Consider the following 16,740-nt stretch of genomic DNA (forward strand, 5'->3'; position numbering starts at 1 on the left):
GCTTACTACTTAATGACCGTCACGTCTGAAAGAACCCTTTTCAGATTTGATCTGGGAACCCAGTAATAACCTTTGTCATTTTCCAGTGGAGATGAATCGTCGAATTTGTCTCCCCAGCTATTTCTTAATAGATATTCGCACTGTTTTGTTTGCGCATTATATCTTCGACCCACGATTGAAGAGGCGTGCGACTGACTTTCGGCTTCTTCATCACCTAAAACCTTCATGTCATAACCAATGCCCGCAATTGACTTATTGTCTAAGGCGCTGTCGACCATTTTCAAAGCCTCTTGCGCGGTCTTTTCGTTCCTTACCACAACTTCAATCGCCTCGATGCCTTTCATCGAGACTCGCTTGCCTTCGCAGTTTTTATCGGCAAGCTTCACCATGACTTGGCTATAGTCAGTCTCGTAAGCCGTTTGCAAAATATCGCGAAGTGGAAGCGCTGGGAAACGTGCGAAGCTTGCTTTGTAGGCGCCGAACTGACACATCTGCGGATCTTTTTCCATTTGATATTTCAAACGGTCTAACTCATCTAAAGATGTTTTAAGACTGCTCATTGTCGTTTCATCGGATGGAAGATCTTTTTCCAAACACACGCCTTTAGCGGTTTGATAGTTGATCGCTTCCGTCGTTAAACCACCGTCGCTGGATGTCTCGAGCGTAAAACGATTTTTCTTAAGCAGCTCTCCGGCTTCCATCGCTTTTTTTAACTTCTCACCAAGAATCGTTGGATCTTTTTGGTTAAAACCAAAGGCAATGTCAGTCGCGGATACACGTTTCTTTAATTTATGGGAAATAAGATCGGCCGCTGTAAAGGCATAACACCAACCCACCTCACCTTGATTGCGTGCCTTTCCTAAAGAGTCATCGCGGTTGTCTTTAGCGGTGCATGCTTTTTCGCGTGCGCTCGAGTCTTTGGACTGTTTGATTAAATCGCGCACCTTAGCGTCGTTGGGGCCCTTGCCCAGAATTTTTGCAAGGCTTTCGAAGTCGCTTTCCTGCTGATCAAGACTGCGATCTTGGTAGTCTCTGCGAATGACGTCTTCCAGATTTTTTTGCCAGTTGGCTAAATTGCCTTTTACAACTAGGCGCTCCATGGATGAGTTTCCTAGATTCTGAACTTGTTGCGGACATTCTTTAACCATCTGCCACAAAGTGCCTTGCGCACTAGGTTCACCTTTCACAAGGTCCGACAAGAAACTCGAAGGCATCGTTGTACATGGTGATGATGTGACTGAAGCTCCCGCATAAACAGTAGAAACGAACAACAATCCGGCGAATGAAAGCAAAAAGCGCATACTCCTAGATTACATGACCCGGAATTTCATGAAAAGACCGCACCCGACCTTTTTGAGTTCATGGAAACAATAAGGAGTTAGTGCGCCTCGCAATAATGTCTGAATATGAGATTGACTAGACCTCTAAACCTGAGAAAAAATTTTGGCGGTCTAAACAAAAGGAGACTCTTCATGAATAAGTTGATCGTATCTTTGGCTACTTTGGTGTTGTCTGTATCTGTAGCTCACGCAAAATCTAAATCTACTGGCACTGTTGTAGCTAAAAACTCACCAACAGCTGAAAGAAGCTATGCTTCTTCTGAAAACTTCTTTTCAGGTGGCTCAGGCAGCCAACACGAGTTCACAACTATTCTTACTCGTGGTGTTTTGACTTCAGAAAAAGCATGTAAAGACTGCGACACTGCGACAGTGATCGACGTTGGTGCTTCTTACTCTCACTACTTGAAAGATGGTTTCCAAGTTGGTGGCGAAGCTCGTATTCAACTTCTTCCAAAAGAAGTAACTGGTGGCGACAGCGCAACTTTGATCGACCTATTGGCTGTTGGTACTTACAACTTCCAATCTGATCTTAAAAATGCATTCTTCGCGAAATTGGGTTTGGGTCTTTACGGTCTTCTTAAAGACAACCGTGATGGCGGCGAAGAAAAATTCGGTTTTTTCTTGAGCGCGGGTAAACGTTTCGCTTTGTGGAACAACGTTAGCTACTCTCCAGAGTTCCGTTTGGTTAAAAAAGGCGACATCGACATGGGTATCGAAGTTGCTGTATTGAACTTCTCTGTTATCTGGTAGTTTTCAATAGCAAAAGATTTCTGAAAAAGGGCTGCTCCATGCAGCCCTTTTTTGTTACGCTTTTAATATGAAAACACTCAAAGTATTATTCGCAGCAATTTTATTCGTGATCCCTGCCCTTTCATTCGCAGCGCCTGTGCCAAAAGGCTTTTCTAAAGTCGGCATCAAAGCGATCCAAGAAGACGACGTAAAATTCACGTACATGTCAAACGACGGCGAGATTCGCTTGAACTGCGCCCACGTTTACGACAGACCCGATGCATGGGACTGGGACGTATGGTGTGGCAAAGGCACAAACATGCTTAGAGTTTTCCGTGTGCACTTCCTGGCACAACAATTCTATTCAGCAAAGGCCGACAAATCTGCGATCGAAATTTTGTATTGGGTTACAGACCGTGACCAAGTTCCAACAAAAATGTTTTCTTCAACAACAACGTGGTTGCAATTCAAAGGCAAAGTTCTGCCAGAGAAATTGGAATTCTCTCAAGGTGTAGAAAACGATTATGCGTATCTGACTTTGGAATTTACTCCGCACTAGATTGACGGAGTTTTGCCTTTCTTCAATTGGGCCCATTCTGATTCGTAAGGGCCCACGAAAGGTTTTTTGATTTTATCTGGCGATGGACTTACGTATTCCGCATCGACGCCGTCCCAGCCTGTAAATTTACGAACAGTGCCTTCATGCGCTGTTTGGAAATTCGGAACCAAATAAGTTTTGCCACCGCCATTTGGAATATCCAAAGACAAATTCGGCATCGCTAAGCCCGACAAATGCCCCCACAACTCTTTTTGAATTTCTAAAGAGTCTTCCACAGAAGTTCTTAAATGATCCGTGCCCATCGAAGGATCGCACTGGAACATGTAATAAGGCTTCACGCGCAAATACAACAAACGACGATTCAAGGCTTGTACAAGTGCTGGATGATTGTTGATACCATTTAATAGCACCATCTGATTCATCACCGGCACACCGTTATCCACCAAACGCTCTAAACCTTCAGCGGCTTCGGCAGTTAATTCATTCGGGTGATTAAAGTGTGACATCACGAACACTGGTTTGTGCTTTTTCAAAATCTTCACCAGATCATCAGTGATACGCATAGGACATACCACCGGCATGCGGGAACCGATGCGAATGATCTCGACATGATCAATGGCGCGCAGATCACCCAACACACGATCAAGCTGATTATCACCAACCGTCAGTGGATCACCACCTGACAAAATAACTTCGCGAATACCTGGATGAGCTTTGATGTAAGCAATCGCTTGTTCGTATTCTTCGTTACGAATGAAGGCTTGTTCTTGGCCTGTGAAATGTTTGCGTGTGCAGAAACGGCAATACACGCTGCAAATATCAGTAATCAAAAATAAAACGCGATCTGAATAACGATGAATTAAACGCGGAGCCGCTTTGTTTTGAATCTCGCCCAAAGGATCAAGCATCTGTTGTGCACCATCTTCGATCTCGTGCTTTTGGGGCATCAAGATCTGACGAATCGATTCACCTGGGCCACCCGCAAGACTTGCGTAGTACGGAGTCGTGCGAATATTGAAAAGCTCTTTACCTTCACTGAAGGCCGCTTGTTCGTCGCTGCTTAATTCAAAATGTTTTGCAAAATCCTGTTGAGTCTTCAACGAATGACGTAACTGCCACGTCCAATTATTCCAATCGGCTTCGGCAATGTGTTCTGGTTTGGGACTCTTCGGGAAATGAAACTTCATCGCGGTGGTTATCCTTCATTTTGTGGCTTGCAGGCAAGCAGAAGGTGCCCAAAAGAGTCCTTTTCACGTGCCACCGCCCATAGACGCCCGTGATGACCTAAGTCATTGAAATTAATGCATTAAAATCCAGTCTCAGAGCGGGGCAATAGAAGTTCGACAAGCCGGCTTTGCCAGGAAACTCTTCTCAACATGAGAACTCTTAACGAATTCCATCGTTTACGACGGCTGGCACGACAGGCCTGTTCTGGCCCGGCCTTCGCTTTACATCACTGTAGATAAAAGGGTCTGGAAGACCTATTAACAGGAGGACTTATGAAAACTTTCACTTACGCTCAGAAAAAATGGGCAATGGCATCAGCACTACTGCTGGTACTTGGTTTTAATGTATCTTTTAATTCTCACAATGGTGGACTTGCATCGGCGGAACTTGCTTCCGAATCAGAAGATGTAATCACTAGTAAAATCACAACAGCTAAAGGTGTTGCTGACGTTACATACATTAAAGCAGGTGATAAGAAAGTCCTGGCTTTACTTCCTAAATATGTTGAAGGCAAAGGTTTCTGCGAAGATTGCGAACGCGATCAATTCGTATTGAAAGACGTCACTTTCGATAAAAATACAAAAGACATCGATGCACTTAACGTTGCAGTGATGGCAAAAATTGAAGAACAAAAAGAAAAACCGGTTGTAAAAGCTGACGAAGAAAAACCGGAAAAACCAGAAGAAAAAGTAAAACCGAAAGCAAAAGCTACTTTCACTGAAAAGGCTTTGAAAAAGTGCGGTAAAGAAAAAGACGCAGAGTCTATGGACTGCCGTATTAACGAAATCACTTCAGTATTGAGCGATGAAAAAGCAAATCAAAAAGAAGTCGCTGAGTTCTACGGTAAATACGTACAACAACAACTTGCTCAAGCTATCGCAAGCAACGACTCTTCAGAAAACCAATCTGCATTGGATTCTTTGACAGCAATTCAAGATGCAATGGTGACTGAAAAAGGTTGGGTAGACCTTCGTAAACGCATGGGTCTTACACTTGCGGCTTCAATTGGTTACGCAGGTAACACGGTCAAAACGTTCTATACAAACTGGCAAACGGCTTTGAATACGAACGATTTGAATGCTTCTAACCAATGGATGAAAATGTACCAACAAGGTATCAACCAAGTTTACTCTGCGAAAAACAACTTCGCGAGCATGCAAACAGGTTGGGCGAATCAGTCATTGTCAGAGCAATCAATCTCTTACGCTGACTTGAATGGTGTTGTGTGGTCATACTCAAACCCAGCAGATCAAATCTTGAATTCTTTGATCTCTGCTCCGCAAAACTTCAACTTCGTGAACGGTCAATTGATCACGACAGGTGTGGTAACTCAACCAGGCACAACTCTTCCTGGTCAAATTACTGTACCGAATGCAGGAGTAGGCACTCAACCACAACTTCCAGGCACATCAGTTGGTCCAACTATGCCAGGCAGTATTGATCCAACTCTTGTAGCTCCACGCTTGGCTCCAGGTCGCGGTGTAGGTCAACAAACTCAAGTTGTAACTCCAACACTTGTACCAAGCACTGCAATTCCAGGTGCAACTTCAACAAGTAACACGAACAACGTGCAATACATCATGGTTCCAGTTGGTCGCCGATAACCAGAACCGCAGTGAAATATATTAGTTCCCAATCCTCCACGGGCCCACGACGGGCCCGTTTTTTTTGTTAAGATTTTCACTAAGTGCTCCAGAAACTCTCCAAGCGAATATAGTGCTTCTGACGCTGTCTCAAACTAAGACTGAAATTCAACTCATGATGTTTTCCTGCCGATAAATTGAAGGCTACTATCGAGGGGGAAAAACCATGTTCAGAATTTTTGGTGCATCAGCACTGGTGCTGCTTTTTTCTTCTATTTCATTCGCACAAAATCTGACTGAAAGAGCCCTCTTTGCTCGTTGTTATTCCCATTTAACAGGCAAACCAGTTCCACTCAATAGTTCAAGTATGGCCGACGTTAAAGCCGGTCTTAAAAAAGGCATCGTTGCGTGTAACGAGCTTCTGGATAAAGCAGTGCTTGATCCAACGTCAGGTTATTTAACGAATAAAAATGATTCTGAAGCTCGTGCGATTCTTGCGAATCTTACGAGCTTTCATAGAAGCTGGTTCACTGCAAACACAGTTGAACAAATTCAAGATAACAACAACGAAACCTCAAATGGCACTGGTGATATTTACGATTCGACAGAACCTGCATTGTTCATCAGTCGCGCTGTGCTTTCTAGTACAGGACGCTATTCAGATATCGTGACTTCACCAACCGGCGTGCACGGTCTGCGCGAAGACCAACCGATGGGTGCAAAGATCGGCGTGAATTGGGCGGTGAATTTTCCGGGTCGTCGTATCTATGGTAACAATGGCGAATTGAACGTGAACAAGTTTGCGTTCATGCCGACAGTTGGTAACTTCACGACGAATATCACAACGACGGCTTCAAGTTTTGCGATCTTTCCAAAAATTGAAGTGGGTGATCTTGTGGGTGTGCGCTTGAAAAACACAAGTGATACAGCCGTTGCTAACAACGTGACGTTAGCAGCATTCACAGATCAACGTGGTAACAACGTTCCAGGCTTAAATTATATGTTCGATATCAACACCGGCTTGGGCGGTGGTATTTTAGGTACGCCCGTTTATATCATGATGAACTTCGGTCATGGCAAAGGCACGATCATGAATGGTGCTTTGAAAGTTCCGCGTCGTTGGTCACAAACGAATATGCAAACTTTCATGTGTGCGACTCTTCCCGCTTTGCGTGAATCCGATGTCATGCAATATGTTGTGGGTAATTCTTCAACGCCATTTAGAAATGCTAGCAGCTGTGTGATGTGCCACGCGAATTTAGATCCGATGGGTTACACGCTTCGTAACGTCGTGACGACGAACTCGGATTTCGCACGCTTAACTGACGTCTCTCCAGAGACAACTAAAACTTCCACTTTGATGGCGACATTCAGTGTGAATCAAGGTTCGGTCACTGGCTGGCCATCAGAAACAGTTCCTAATTTCCACCGTCAAACACCGTCGGGTCGCGTGTACTTTAGATCTTTCGCAACGGGTGCGTTGGTAGATCAAAATGTTGCAAACGTTGCTGGCGTAGGTGCTGCGTTCGCCGCGACTGATGACTTCTATCAGTGTGCCGCAAAAAGATATTTTGAATACTTCACTGGCATTACCGTTTCTTTGTACGACCGTACTGATCCACGCAATGCCACTTTGAATAAACAGCTTTCCGAAGAGTCGGTGAAAGACCGCAAGTTCGTTGAAGATCTTGGCGCCGGTCTAAGAGCGGATCAATCCGTAAGAAATATGATTAAAAAGATTATGAATTCTGACTATTACCGTGCGGCGAACTATCGTCCTTAATGAGAGGCTTTGTATGTCTGATAGCGAAAATAAATTCGATCGTAGACAGTTTTTACAAGGTGGCTTGATTGCCGGCGGTTCGTTTTTAACGCCAACACCGATTGAAAGACTTTTGAATGTCATGGCGAATGGCTTTATTCGTCAAGCCCATGCGGAAACAGTCGCAGGTGAAGGCATTCGTAATTACGTGAATGTGATGATGATCGGAGCTCCGTATCGTTATGCTTTCGATCACTGGATTGCGCCGAATAAAAGCGATCCCACTCCAGCATTCAATCCAATGGTTGCAACGAAGTTCGTTAATTCGAATGGACGTGCATCAGGAGTCACTTATTCCACTTTCGAATATAACGGTGTGATGGTTCCACACATGTTCAGTCATACGGTTTTCACATCCGCAAATGCGAATCGTCCATTGACTGATCTTCTTAAAAACATGTTGGTTATTCGTGGTTACGGCTCGGGCCTTGATGGTCATCCTTTCAACGCCAGTGCTCAACAGACACCGGTCGGTGGTGTGTCGTCGATTGGCGGCTTAGCAGCCGATAGTTCCACGAAAACTTTCGAGGCTGTGCAATGGCCTGATCGCGGTGACTTCGGTAACTTCGTTTCTTTGCATGGCAAGGCTATGAACAAATTAACGGGTTCGCCCTTGTTAAATTTAATGCAAGGTTTTGCGGCGCCAGATCCAGGTCGCGTTGCCGGTCGCAACGTGAAGACTCGTAATATCGCCGCGTATGAATTGGCACAAGCCCGCCTGTCGGCTTATGCAAAATCAGATCGCTCGGGTTCCGCAGTAGTAAAAAAGAATTTAGATAATGCAGCGAAACTGATGAAGGCTGGGGTCAGTGACATCAACTCTTACTGGGCACCAGCAGTCGCTCGTTATAATCAGGTGATTTTAACCAGCATGCGCCAATCAGGTCTTCCTGGAATCAGTGACCTGGGATTGTTTTCGCAGGAAAATGCATTATGGAAATTGCACGTTGCCAGCGGCAATCGCGGCATGGTGCTTTCAAAAGATTTCGATCTTCGCAATAGCATGAGCCAAACAACAGGTCCCGGTTCATGGGCTGAAAGTTTAGCGTTAGCAGAGTATGTTTTAACTAAAGGCCTTGTGACTTCGATCGATATTCAAATGGGTGAAGTTCCAGGCGTCATGCTACAAGAACAAAACACAGGAGGCGCAGTAGCACATCACTTGATTCACGACATGCATGAATCTGGTGGTATGGCAGGTCTGTTCTATACGACAGCTTTATTCCGTGCCTTCGCTGCAGGATTGTTAGAATTAACTGATAAATTAAAAGCGGCACAAGTAAATGGTAAAGACGTTTGGTCTGAAACCGTTGTGCAATTGATGTCTGATTTTGGTCGAAGTGCACGCTCTGACGGTTCGGGCAGTGACCACGGTTTCAATCAAATGGTGACGAGTGTTTTCTCGGGTGCCTTTACGAATGGTCCACATTGTGTGGGTAACATTTATCAAAGTGGCCCTGGTGGCGGCTATCAAGGGACTCAAGGTTTGGGTGCGCCTATTGATGGTTACAATCAAAACGGCAGACCGACTCCGACAATGGCGGCGTCAACGGTTGCAGAACTTTTGCGTGCGCCAAAAAATCCTTATCAGAATTTGGCGAAGCCATTGGCTTCTTTGACTGGCGAAAAACTTATTATTAACTTCCCAGCGAAAACGGTGAATTCGTGACGAAAAATTCAAAAAGATTATTCGGCGGCATCATCATTGGTTTGATTTTGACTCAGTTCTATCAAAACTGTTCGCAATTGGGCGGATTTGAAGCCATTGATTCATCGGCAAACTCGTTGTCGATGGGTTCGAATGATTTAAATCATCCATCGCAACAAGAAGCTGTCTTGCCCACGCAACGTGTGCAGATGGTTAATAAAAATTATGTCGCCGCTTTGTTCAGAGAAGTCTTTACGTCCACAACAACACCCGTTCCAAACCTTGAAGGTCTGATTAATCAATGGGTGTTCTTTAAGGGCTCTCAATACGGCCAAGGTTGCGATCCTTACAGTTCTTATTCGGGATTTGATTGTGGTGGCTCTATTGCCAATGCGAATTTGCCATATCAATCTGAAGACAACACGGTTCGACAGTCTTTCAACGTCCAAGCGTGCGAAAATATCTTAGGTGTCGATCAAGGTGTTACCGCTGTCTTAGAAAAAGTGATACATTCAACGGCACCGACAGCGTCTGCGGTTGGACAAATTTATGAATTGTTCTATCGCGGTGACGATGCGCCAGCATTAGTTGTGAGTTCTTTATTAGAGCTCGACAAGTCGCTTGCTGCAAATGGTGAAACTGTGATGAATCGTTGGCGTGCGGTGATTTTGCAAGTCTGCGAATCGCCGGGATGGCAATTACAATAATTCCAAATAAAAAAGGCCGCTCATTGAAGCGGCCTTTTTCTTTTTTATCTCATCCAAATTTTCACATTCACTGGCATTCCCGGAGGTGCCGAGCGTGCATACAAGCGGATCCATCGTACTTGACGTGAACCAAAGTAAACCGCTTTCATCTCGCCCGCTTCATAGTGACCATCAAGACCGTCTACTTCTTTACCCCACAAGAACAAAGAAATTGTATCGATGCGATCGATATATCCTGCTCCACTCATTTGCACACGCATTTCAGAATATGTTCCGGGATTGTGAACAAGAATATCACGATATGCAGGCGAATCTTCTGTCGTCGTATATGAAACGACCTGAGTCCAATAATCTTCAGACGCTTTCGCAGTACCAGAAACCAGAACCGTAGCAAACAGAGCAAGAATCAATTTTTTCACGATCTCTCCTAGAGTCTTTGATAGGCAAATGAATGAACTCTGATTAATGAATCTTCGCTGTAAAGCCCTAAAGCTCCCGCTTGATCATACAAAGAGTCAGGCATTTGCCCACTTTGATAATCGATAATTTCTTGTCCGTTCTTATACACTTGAAAACGTTTTCCTTCCTTTACAATGATGAAAGTAGCGCGTTCGCCAATTTTCATTTCACTGGCTTCATCAGTTTTCAGGAAGTGCTGGCCTACGTCTTCAAACGCGCGGCCGATCTCGACACCGGTATTTGGCTTTAACAAAAAATAATTGGCAGTCTTATCATTCGGGCCGTTCTGCACGTAGTTTCCAAAGAACCAGAAAACTTCCCAATCATTTGGAGTCGATGAGCGCAACTGCTTCGCGGTCGTCACTTCGATCTTCACAGCGTAATCCGTCAGCGGAACATCCAAACTGTCTTTCAACAATAAAAGAGTCGCAAAAGTCTGCGCCGAAGTCAGAGCTTGCTGCGGTTGATAGATCAAATCACCACTACCATCAGGGTTGAAAAGAACTTTTCCACCGCCATCGTATTGAATTTTCCAATGATAAGGAGTCAACGGGACTTGTTTCATCTGAAAGGTTCTTGTTAACGAACCAGAACGCGGCTTTTTATGGATGCAGCCAGAGGCGAACAACAAAGGAAGAAGCAGAAAAAGATATTTCATGCATTCAGTGTAAGAACAGATCGCGATTTGCGCAAAAAGATATCATTTGGATAAAAAAAATCCCCCGGGATTGCTCCCGGGGGCCCTGCTCACCACCAAACAAGATGTAAAATTAAGTCATCAAGCTGTCGTACAAAGTGCAATCAAGTTGTTATCAAAAGCTGATGGCGGCTTTACTTGCAAATCCAAATGTAAAATCACTGCTCAAGTTACCGTCTGTGCCTGTACCATTTTTCCAAGCATCACCCGGGAAGAGCAAGCCGATTTGATTCACCCACTGAATGCGATCACTCGGTTTGTAAACCAACTCGATATCCCATTCTAGGCCCAAATCTTTTTTTGCATCAACAGAATTTTTCACTGTGTTCAACAATTGCGCATAAACGAGCGTGTTCTTCAAATCGAATTTGTCATTCCATGCGTAGTTCACTGTCGGCGCGATGTAAACTGCGTTGCTCACAGATTCGTCATCCGCAGAGTTTCCAACGTTCAAAGTTGCACCGTTTGAACCCGTTGTTGGTTTCACCGTGTTTGTTTGAAGGAAATCTGGTCCACCACCCAAACGGTGGTTGAACAACAACATACCCACTTCATAGTTACGATCGAAAGCGAAACCACCGAAGTTTGTTGAATCGTCATCACCAGTCGCCATACCCATTTTCACAGTCCAATCCCATTTAGATTGTTGGCGTGGGAAATACAATTCAGCAGCGATACCATAACCACCCAAGCGGATGTCATCGCCGAAAGAAGTCACAAGACCTGTTTCACCTTGCAAGAATGAAGCTTCCAATTTGAAACCGAAGCTGTCCCAACCGCGACCCAACACGAAGCTTGTTGTTGTTTCATTCAATGCATTCGGAGCGGCACCTGAAGCACCGTAAGCCGCAATTTGGCTTGCAGAATAGTCAAGTGCGTTCGCCGCACCTTTCTTTTGCTCCATATACACACCGATCAATGATTTGTTTTCAGTGTTTTCGTATTGAAGTTGCACACCCAATGTGCTGATTGTGCCACCTTGACCGAAATCAGTTGATTGTTGGCGACCCAACATCGGCATAATGAACCAGTCACCGACAACGATTTTGTAAGCGATCAAATCACGAGTGTCATACCAGTGATCGAACATGCCTTTACCTGCATTGTAAGTCATGCCCAAACCGAATTCCCAAGGAACACGACCGACCATCAAAGCGCCGTACTCTTGATTCACAGTCAAATAAAGTTGGCTGACGCGAATTGAAGATGTGCCTTGATTTTGTGAGTTCACAACAGGCGAACTATCATTCAGACCCCAGATTTCACCCAACTGAGAGTTGTTGTAGAATGAGTTCGTCAAGATATCGAATTTTGAATTGATGTTCACACCATCAGCCGCGATGATTTTTGGGCTTAGGTACAAAGAGTTCAAACCATAAGCTTTTCTTTGCGGAGGCGTACCCAAAGAAGGTTTATCAACTTCTGTCCATTCAGCGCGATAACCACCGCTCCAGTCCAACGCCATCGCACCCGCAGTGCTAGACATCAATGCAATGGAAAGACCCAAAACTTTGATCAAATTTTTGTTCAACATTGTGTTCCCTTATTTCGCAACCACGCCCATCACGTCGCCTTCGCGAATGATGATCAGGTCTTCATTTTGAATTTTAATTTTTGAGCCCGCGTATTCAGAAAAAACAACTTTATCGCCAACGGCTACGTCCATCGGACGAAGGTGACCTTTCTTACTTACGTGACCGCGGCCAACTGCCACAACAGTGCCTTCCAAATTGCCAGAAGTATCAGCGACAGTGTCTGGAATATACAAACCACCAGCAGTCATTCTTTCTGCACCAGAAACTTGCACGATCATGCGGTCATCTAGTGGAGTTACAAATTGACTCAAATCCAAAGCTTTCTTTGGCGCCGCTGGCTTCAACAAATGTTGAGCTGCAGGCTTTGCAACTGCTTTCGCAGGAGCTTTTGTTTGAGTTTTCTTCGCTGACTTAACCGGAGTCGCTTTTTTAACAGCTTTTTTCGCTGGCGCAGATTTTTTAGCAGCAGTTTTAGCTTTCGCTTTCACCGGAGCTTTTTTCTTCGCTACGACTTTTGGTTTTGCTTTTGGAGATGTTTTCTTTTTCGGAGCGGCCTTAGCTGTAGTTTTAGCTGTTTTTTTTACTGAGGCCTTCTTTGGAGAAGCTTTTTTGGTTTGCTTAGCAGAAGATTTCTTCTTAGCCACAAACGATCCTTTCAATCAACTGCATCTGAGCTTTGCTTCAGAGACAATTTCGTACTACGCTACATGTATGTTGCGACCACGATTAAAGACCATTTTAATTTGTTTTACAATCCTTGTGACGCTTGTAATCATCACGGGGCTTGGCATTGGTGTCTACTCTTACTTCTCTCTGGAAAAAGAGATGACTCAAAAACTTGAGTCGAAAAAGTTTCTTATTCCGACGGAATATTACGCGGCTCCGGCGTCTTTCACTGCTCACACATTCACAAAAATCGACGATCTTGAAGCGATGTTTGTGAAGGATTCCTTCCGCAAGCGCACTTACGATCAACGCCTTCTTCCAGGGGATTATTTCATTGCAACTCGAGAAGAATGCAGTGCGCGTTTGCAAGTTCCACTGAATGAAGAACAAGAATCTTGCTTTGGATGGGTGAATAAAGATGTGGACACCGCCCACATTGATCAGTCGATTCAAGTTATCGTCCTGCAAAAGGACAATTTAATCTCGCAAGTGTTCCAAGGCTCCCCTTTCCATGAAGTTCCTAGTTTGAATGGTGAAGCATCGTTACTTGCTCAATATATCGGCAACGAACCGTTGATGCAAAAACCGGTCACTTTGGGCGAAGTTCCACCAATGTGCTCAAATGCGATCATGTCCATCGAAGACGCACAATTTCTTGAGCATGGTGGCGTCAGTTATAAGGGTATTTTCCGCGCCTTGCTTAAAAACTTAACTCACGGAAGAACAGCGCAAGGTGGAAGTACGATCACTCAGCAATTAGTGAAAAACTACTTCTTAAGCAGCGAAAGAACGATCAAAAGAAAATTTAATGAATTCATCATGTCGATTCTTTTAGAATCGCGCTTCAGTAAAGATGAAATCTTAGAAACTTATCTGAACATCATCTATATGGGCCAAAACGGATCGTTCCAAATCCGTGGTTATGGTGCGGCCGCTCGTTATTACTTCAACAAAGACGTCACAGAATTGGACCTCAGTGATTGTTCATTGCTTGCAGCGATCGTTAACAGCCCAGGTCTTTATAATCCCTTCAAAAAACCTGTAAATGCAGTCAACAGAAGACATCTTGTCCTTGAAAAGATGAAAGGTCTTGAGTTCATCACTGCGGAACAAGCTGACGTTGCCGATCGCGTTCCACTGCCAAGTGCTCCGGTTGTTCTTGCGACCGAAACAGCGCCTTACTATTTGGATGCCGTTCGTAAACAGATGGAGACTTTAAAAATTTCTCCGGAAGGTATGAAGATCTACACTGCTTTAGATCTCCAAGCCCAGCAAGTGGCGCAAGAAGCTTTGCGTGGCCAGCTTGATAACCTTGAGAAAAACAACAAGTACATCAAAGGTCTGAAAGAAAAAGGCAATACTCTTGAAGGCAGCGTTTTAGTTGGCGACAACAAAACGGGTTTAGTGAGTGTCGTGGTTGGTGGTCGCAACTATCGTATGACGCAATTTAATCGCGCGATTGATGGCCATCGCCAAGTGGGTTCCATCATGAAGCCGTTCGTTTATTTGACGGCTTTGATGAATGAAACTCCGGAAGGCAAACCGTATACACCGATCACTTTGTTGAAAGACGAAAAATTCACAACAAAGTACGAAGGCCAGTCATGGTCGCCTGATAATTACGGCAAACAATACTTCGGAACTGTGCCGATGTTCTTTGCTTTGAAAAATTCATTGAATGCGGCTACGGCCTCTTTAGGGATTGCTGTTGGGCTTGGAAATATTGTCGATATCGCTCACAAAATGGGTGTGGATTCTGAATTGAAATCTTTCCCTTCAGTGACTTTGGGTGCGTTTGAAATGTATCCGAAAGAAGTTCTGCAAAGTTATATGACGCTTGCAAATTTGGGTAAGAAAAATCAAATTTCGTTCATCCGCAAAGTTTTGAATGGTGAAAATGTCGAAGTCTTTGTTCATGATCCAAAAGGTGAACAAGTTGAAGACCCAGCAACGGTTGCAAGCCTGGTCAGCATGATGAAACAAACGGTGCTTTCGGGCACAGCTCGCTCTGTCACGTTAAGTGGCTTCTTGAATCCCGCTGCAGGTAAAACAGGTACGACGTCAGATAATAAAGATGCGTGGTTCGGTGGTTTCACTCCGTACATGACGACTGTTGTGTGGGTTGGTTACGATAACAATCTTTCACATCGCTTAACCGGAACAAGTGGTCCACTTCCTGTGTGGATCAACTTCATGAAAAAAGTGGGCGTGCGCTATCCTGCCGACGACTTCCCATGGCCCGAAGGCACAGAGAAAGTGACTCTTGATGAAGCCACTCTGCAAGCACTCGGTGCCATCAAAGGCCCGAACGATCCAAAATCTGTTGAATTGATATTTAGAAAAGGAACTGAGCCTTAGGCTCAGTTCGCTTGTCTGCACTCCGACTTCGTCGGAGTAGTTTGCCTTTTATTCTCGGAGATTTAAAGTTTGATCTCTAAGCCTTCGTGCGCGAAGTCCCAGATGATTTGCTGAATCGACTCTTTGTTTTCAGAAGCCTTGGCCATCAACGATTCGTAGTACTCTTTCGTTTGGCGTTTCAACTCCATCACGTGTTCAGATCTTGCACCTGGATCGTGATGGGCAAATAAAACTTGGCCAATCTTTTCACGCAACGCAATTTCAAGTCCAACTTGAGCAGCGCTGTGACCCCAATTTGCTTTTTCAGCCAACTCAGGCAACGTGTACTGCGCATCGAAATACATCACATCGACATTTTGATACAACGGCAAATCAGGTCCCAATTCTTCAGGAGTCACGCGCGTACCTTCCGTATCCACACAGTGTGCATACGTCTTGCCGCCCGCTTCAACTTTAAAACCCCAACATGGATCTGGATGATCAAGTTGATAAGGAGTGATTGTGAAATCATCGACTTTGATGGGTTTACGAGGCTCTAAAACGTGAAAGTGAATTTTCGCTTTCAACGCTTCATACGGCACCGGGAAGTAAGGCTTTTTGAAAATGCCACGAATCAACTGCTCAAGATCCTCTTGAACCGCGTAATAGTGAATCTCGCTGCCAGGAATAAAATGTGGCGTAAAGAATGGCAAACCGATCACATGATCCCAATGGAAATGAGTCATGAAAATATGGAAAGGCCCTTTTGCACGACCCGCCGTTCCTGACATGATCGACTCACTAAAAGTTCGGATACCGCTGCCACCATCAATCAGGATTTGCGATTTTCCGCTGCGAACTTCCACACACGTAGTGGCAGTCCCGTAACCACCGACAACAGGCTCTTCAACGCTTTTGATATATTTTGAAACCTGAGAAAGGTCACGATAGCCCATCGAGAAGAAGTTTCTTAAAACTCCTTCAATATGATATGTCCATTCCGTCGGTGTTGGTGCTGAAGGAAGTGATCCCCTCACGCCCCAGAATTTTATAGTGAGAGACATAGAGAGCTTAGGATACCGTCGAAAATATATGTTTCCAAACAGATATTTTTTAGCGAGCAACTTTGTCGTAATTTGCGACAACAAGCTCCGACCTAGGTACGGCCTGACAAGTGCGAACGACGTTTTTCTCATCTTTGTCTTCAGGAACGTCGCCACCGACGTCGCCGAACTCTATCACCGCGAGACAACTGCGGCAGTTCCCTTCAAGACAAGAGTAGGGAGGATTGATACGCGCAATCAGAGCTAAATCAAGCAGACTTCTTCCCTCTTCTGCTTCAACTGTTGTCTCTTGATTGTTGAGTATAAACTTCACCTGCATACGATTATCACAGCATCGAACATCTGTAGGCTCAATCGAAAATATTTA

Annotated in this window: 15 protein-coding genes; 7 read left to right on the forward strand and 8 right to left on the reverse strand. The window is 44.7% G+C overall.

Features of this window, described 5'->3' with window-relative positions; translation table 11 throughout:
• Positions 1-5 precede the first annotated feature (5 nt).
• The gene (locus tag DOE51_RS16375; protein WP_142697604.1) at positions 6-1,301 is read right to left on the reverse strand and encodes a C1 family peptidase; all 1,296 of its coding nucleotides are present in this window, start codon (positions 1,299-1,301) and stop codon (positions 6-8) included.
• A gap of 171 nt (positions 1,302-1,472) precedes the next feature.
• On the opposite strand from DOE51_RS16375, the gene DOE51_RS16380 reads away from it, so the two are divergent.
• On the forward strand, positions 1,473-2,090 hold the full coding sequence (locus DOE51_RS16380; protein ID WP_142697605.1) for a hypothetical protein: 618 nt from the start codon (positions 1,473-1,475) through the stop codon (positions 2,088-2,090).
• Between the two features lie 67 nt (positions 2,091-2,157).
• Positions 2,158-2,628, forward strand: coding sequence for a hypothetical protein (locus DOE51_RS16385; protein ID WP_142697606.1), 471 nt, complete (start codon positions 2,158-2,160; stop codon positions 2,626-2,628).
• On the opposite strand, the gene DOE51_RS16390 is transcribed toward DOE51_RS16385, so the two are convergent.
• On the reverse strand, positions 2,625-3,815 hold the full coding sequence (locus DOE51_RS16390; RefSeq protein ID WP_142697607.1) for a KamA family radical SAM protein: 1,191 nt from the start codon (positions 3,813-3,815) through the stop codon (positions 2,625-2,627). The two genes, DOE51_RS16385 and DOE51_RS16390, sit on opposite strands and share 4 nt — an antisense overlap.
• A 312-nt stretch (positions 3,816-4,127) precedes the next feature.
• Here DOE51_RS16390 and DOE51_RS16395 point away from each other — a divergent pair, with 312 nt between their 5' ends.
• The 4 genes from DOE51_RS16395 to DOE51_RS16410 all read left to right on the forward strand — a co-directional run bounded on the left by DOE51_RS16395 (position 4,128) and on the right by DOE51_RS16410 (position 9,615).
• Complete coding sequence (locus DOE51_RS16395; RefSeq protein ID WP_142697608.1) at positions 4,128-5,459, forward strand: hypothetical protein; 1,332 nt, start codon at positions 4,128-4,130, stop codon at positions 5,457-5,459.
• Positions 5,460-5,664: 205 nt separating this feature from the next.
• Positions 5,665-7,221 (forward strand): hypothetical protein, encoded by a 1,557-nt coding sequence (locus tag DOE51_RS16400; RefSeq protein ID WP_142697609.1) that lies wholly within the window; start codon positions 5,665-5,667, stop codon positions 7,219-7,221.
• Positions 7,222-7,234: 13 nt separating this feature from the next.
• Positions 7,235-8,929, forward strand: coding sequence for a DUF1501 domain-containing protein (locus DOE51_RS16405; protein ID WP_142697610.1), 1,695 nt, complete (start codon positions 7,235-7,237; stop codon positions 8,927-8,929).
• Positions 8,926-9,615, forward strand: a complete 690-nt coding sequence (locus DOE51_RS16410; protein ID WP_142697611.1) for a hypothetical protein — start codon at positions 8,926-8,928, stop codon at positions 9,613-9,615. The genes DOE51_RS16405 and DOE51_RS16410 overlap by 4 nt, the downstream gene beginning before the upstream one ends.
• Before the next feature lie 44 nt (positions 9,616-9,659).
• Here the strand turns inward: DOE51_RS16410 and DOE51_RS16415 are convergent, their stop codons facing one another.
• The 4 genes from DOE51_RS16415 to DOE51_RS16430 form a co-directional block, all read right to left on the reverse strand.
• Positions 9,660-10,034: a hypothetical protein gene (locus DOE51_RS16415; protein WP_142697612.1), complete on the reverse strand. Its 375-nt coding sequence runs from the start codon at positions 10,032-10,034 to the stop codon at positions 9,660-9,662.
• Positions 10,035-10,042: 8 nt separating this feature from the next.
• Positions 10,043-10,732 carry a hypothetical protein gene (locus DOE51_RS16420; RefSeq protein WP_142697613.1) on the reverse strand — a complete coding sequence of 230 codons (690 nt, stop codon included), beginning with the start codon at positions 10,730-10,732 and terminating at the stop codon, positions 10,043-10,045.
• 154 nt (positions 10,733-10,886) lie between these two features.
• A complete protein-coding gene (locus DOE51_RS16425; protein WP_142697614.1) occupies positions 10,887-12,305 on the reverse strand; it encodes a hypothetical protein in 1,419 nt (472 codons plus the stop codon).
• Positions 12,306-12,314: 9 nt separating this feature from the next.
• Positions 12,315-12,950 (reverse strand): co-chaperone GroES, encoded by a 636-nt coding sequence (locus tag DOE51_RS16430; RefSeq protein ID WP_246845143.1) that lies wholly within the window; start codon positions 12,948-12,950, stop codon positions 12,315-12,317.
• A gap of 115 nt (positions 12,951-13,065) precedes the next feature.
• On the opposite strand from DOE51_RS16430, the gene DOE51_RS16435 reads away from it, so the two are divergent.
• Entirely contained in the window at positions 13,066-15,330 is a 2,265-nt protein-coding gene (locus tag DOE51_RS16435) for a transglycosylase domain-containing protein (protein ID WP_246845144.1), read from the forward strand.
• Positions 15,331-15,392: 62 nt separating this feature from the next.
• Here DOE51_RS16435 and DOE51_RS16440 read toward each other — a convergent pair whose 3' ends face one another.
• Together DOE51_RS16440 and DOE51_RS16445 are read right to left on the reverse strand one after the other, a co-directional pair.
• Positions 15,393-16,373 (reverse strand): MBL fold metallo-hydrolase, encoded by a 981-nt coding sequence (locus DOE51_RS16440; RefSeq protein ID WP_142697616.1) that lies wholly within the window; start codon positions 16,371-16,373, stop codon positions 15,393-15,395.
• 49 nt (positions 16,374-16,422) lie between these two features.
• Complete coding sequence (locus tag DOE51_RS16445) at positions 16,423-16,686, reverse strand: 2Fe-2S iron-sulfur cluster binding domain-containing protein (protein ID WP_168196476.1); 264 nt, start codon at positions 16,684-16,686, stop codon at positions 16,423-16,425.
• Positions 16,687-16,740 lie beyond the last annotated feature (54 nt).

It is taken from the genome of Bdellovibrio sp. NC01 (genome assembly GCF_006874625.1).
GTDB lineage: Bacteria > Bdellovibrionota > Bdellovibrionia > Bdellovibrionales > Bdellovibrionaceae > Bdellovibrio.

Excerpts from the sequence above, each read along its gene's own strand:
- DOE51_RS16375 (WP_142697604.1), bottom strand. The coding sequence starts at position 1,301 with ATGCGCTTTTTGCTTTCATTCGCCGGATTGTTGTTCGTTTCTACTGTT.
- DOE51_RS16380 (WP_142697605.1), top strand. The coding sequence starts at position 1,473 with ATGAATAAGTTGATCGTATCTTTGGCTACTTTGGTGTTGTCTGTATCT.
- DOE51_RS16385 (WP_142697606.1), top strand. The coding sequence starts at position 2,158 with ATGAAAACACTCAAAGTATTATTCGCAGCAATTTTATTCGTGATCCCT.
- DOE51_RS16390 (WP_142697607.1), bottom strand. The coding sequence starts at position 3,815 with ATGAAGTTTCATTTCCCGAAGAGTCCCAAACCAGAACACATTGCCGAA.
- DOE51_RS16395 (WP_142697608.1), top strand. The coding sequence starts at position 4,128 with ATGAAAACTTTCACTTACGCTCAGAAAAAATGGGCAATGGCATCAGCA.
- DOE51_RS16400 (WP_142697609.1), top strand. The coding sequence starts at position 5,665 with ATGTTCAGAATTTTTGGTGCATCAGCACTGGTGCTGCTTTTTTCTTCT.
- DOE51_RS16405 (WP_142697610.1), top strand. The coding sequence starts at position 7,235 with ATGTCTGATAGCGAAAATAAATTCGATCGTAGACAGTTTTTACAAGGT.
- DOE51_RS16420 (WP_142697613.1), bottom strand. The coding sequence starts at position 10,732 with ATGAAATATCTTTTTCTGCTTCTTCCTTTGTTGTTCGCCTCTGGCTGC.
- DOE51_RS16425 (WP_142697614.1), bottom strand. The coding sequence starts at position 12,305 with ATGTTGAACAAAAATTTGATCAAAGTTTTGGGTCTTTCCATTGCATTG.
- DOE51_RS16440 (WP_142697616.1), bottom strand. The coding sequence starts at position 16,373 with ATGTCTCTCACTATAAAATTCTGGGGCGTGAGGGGATCACTTCCTTCA.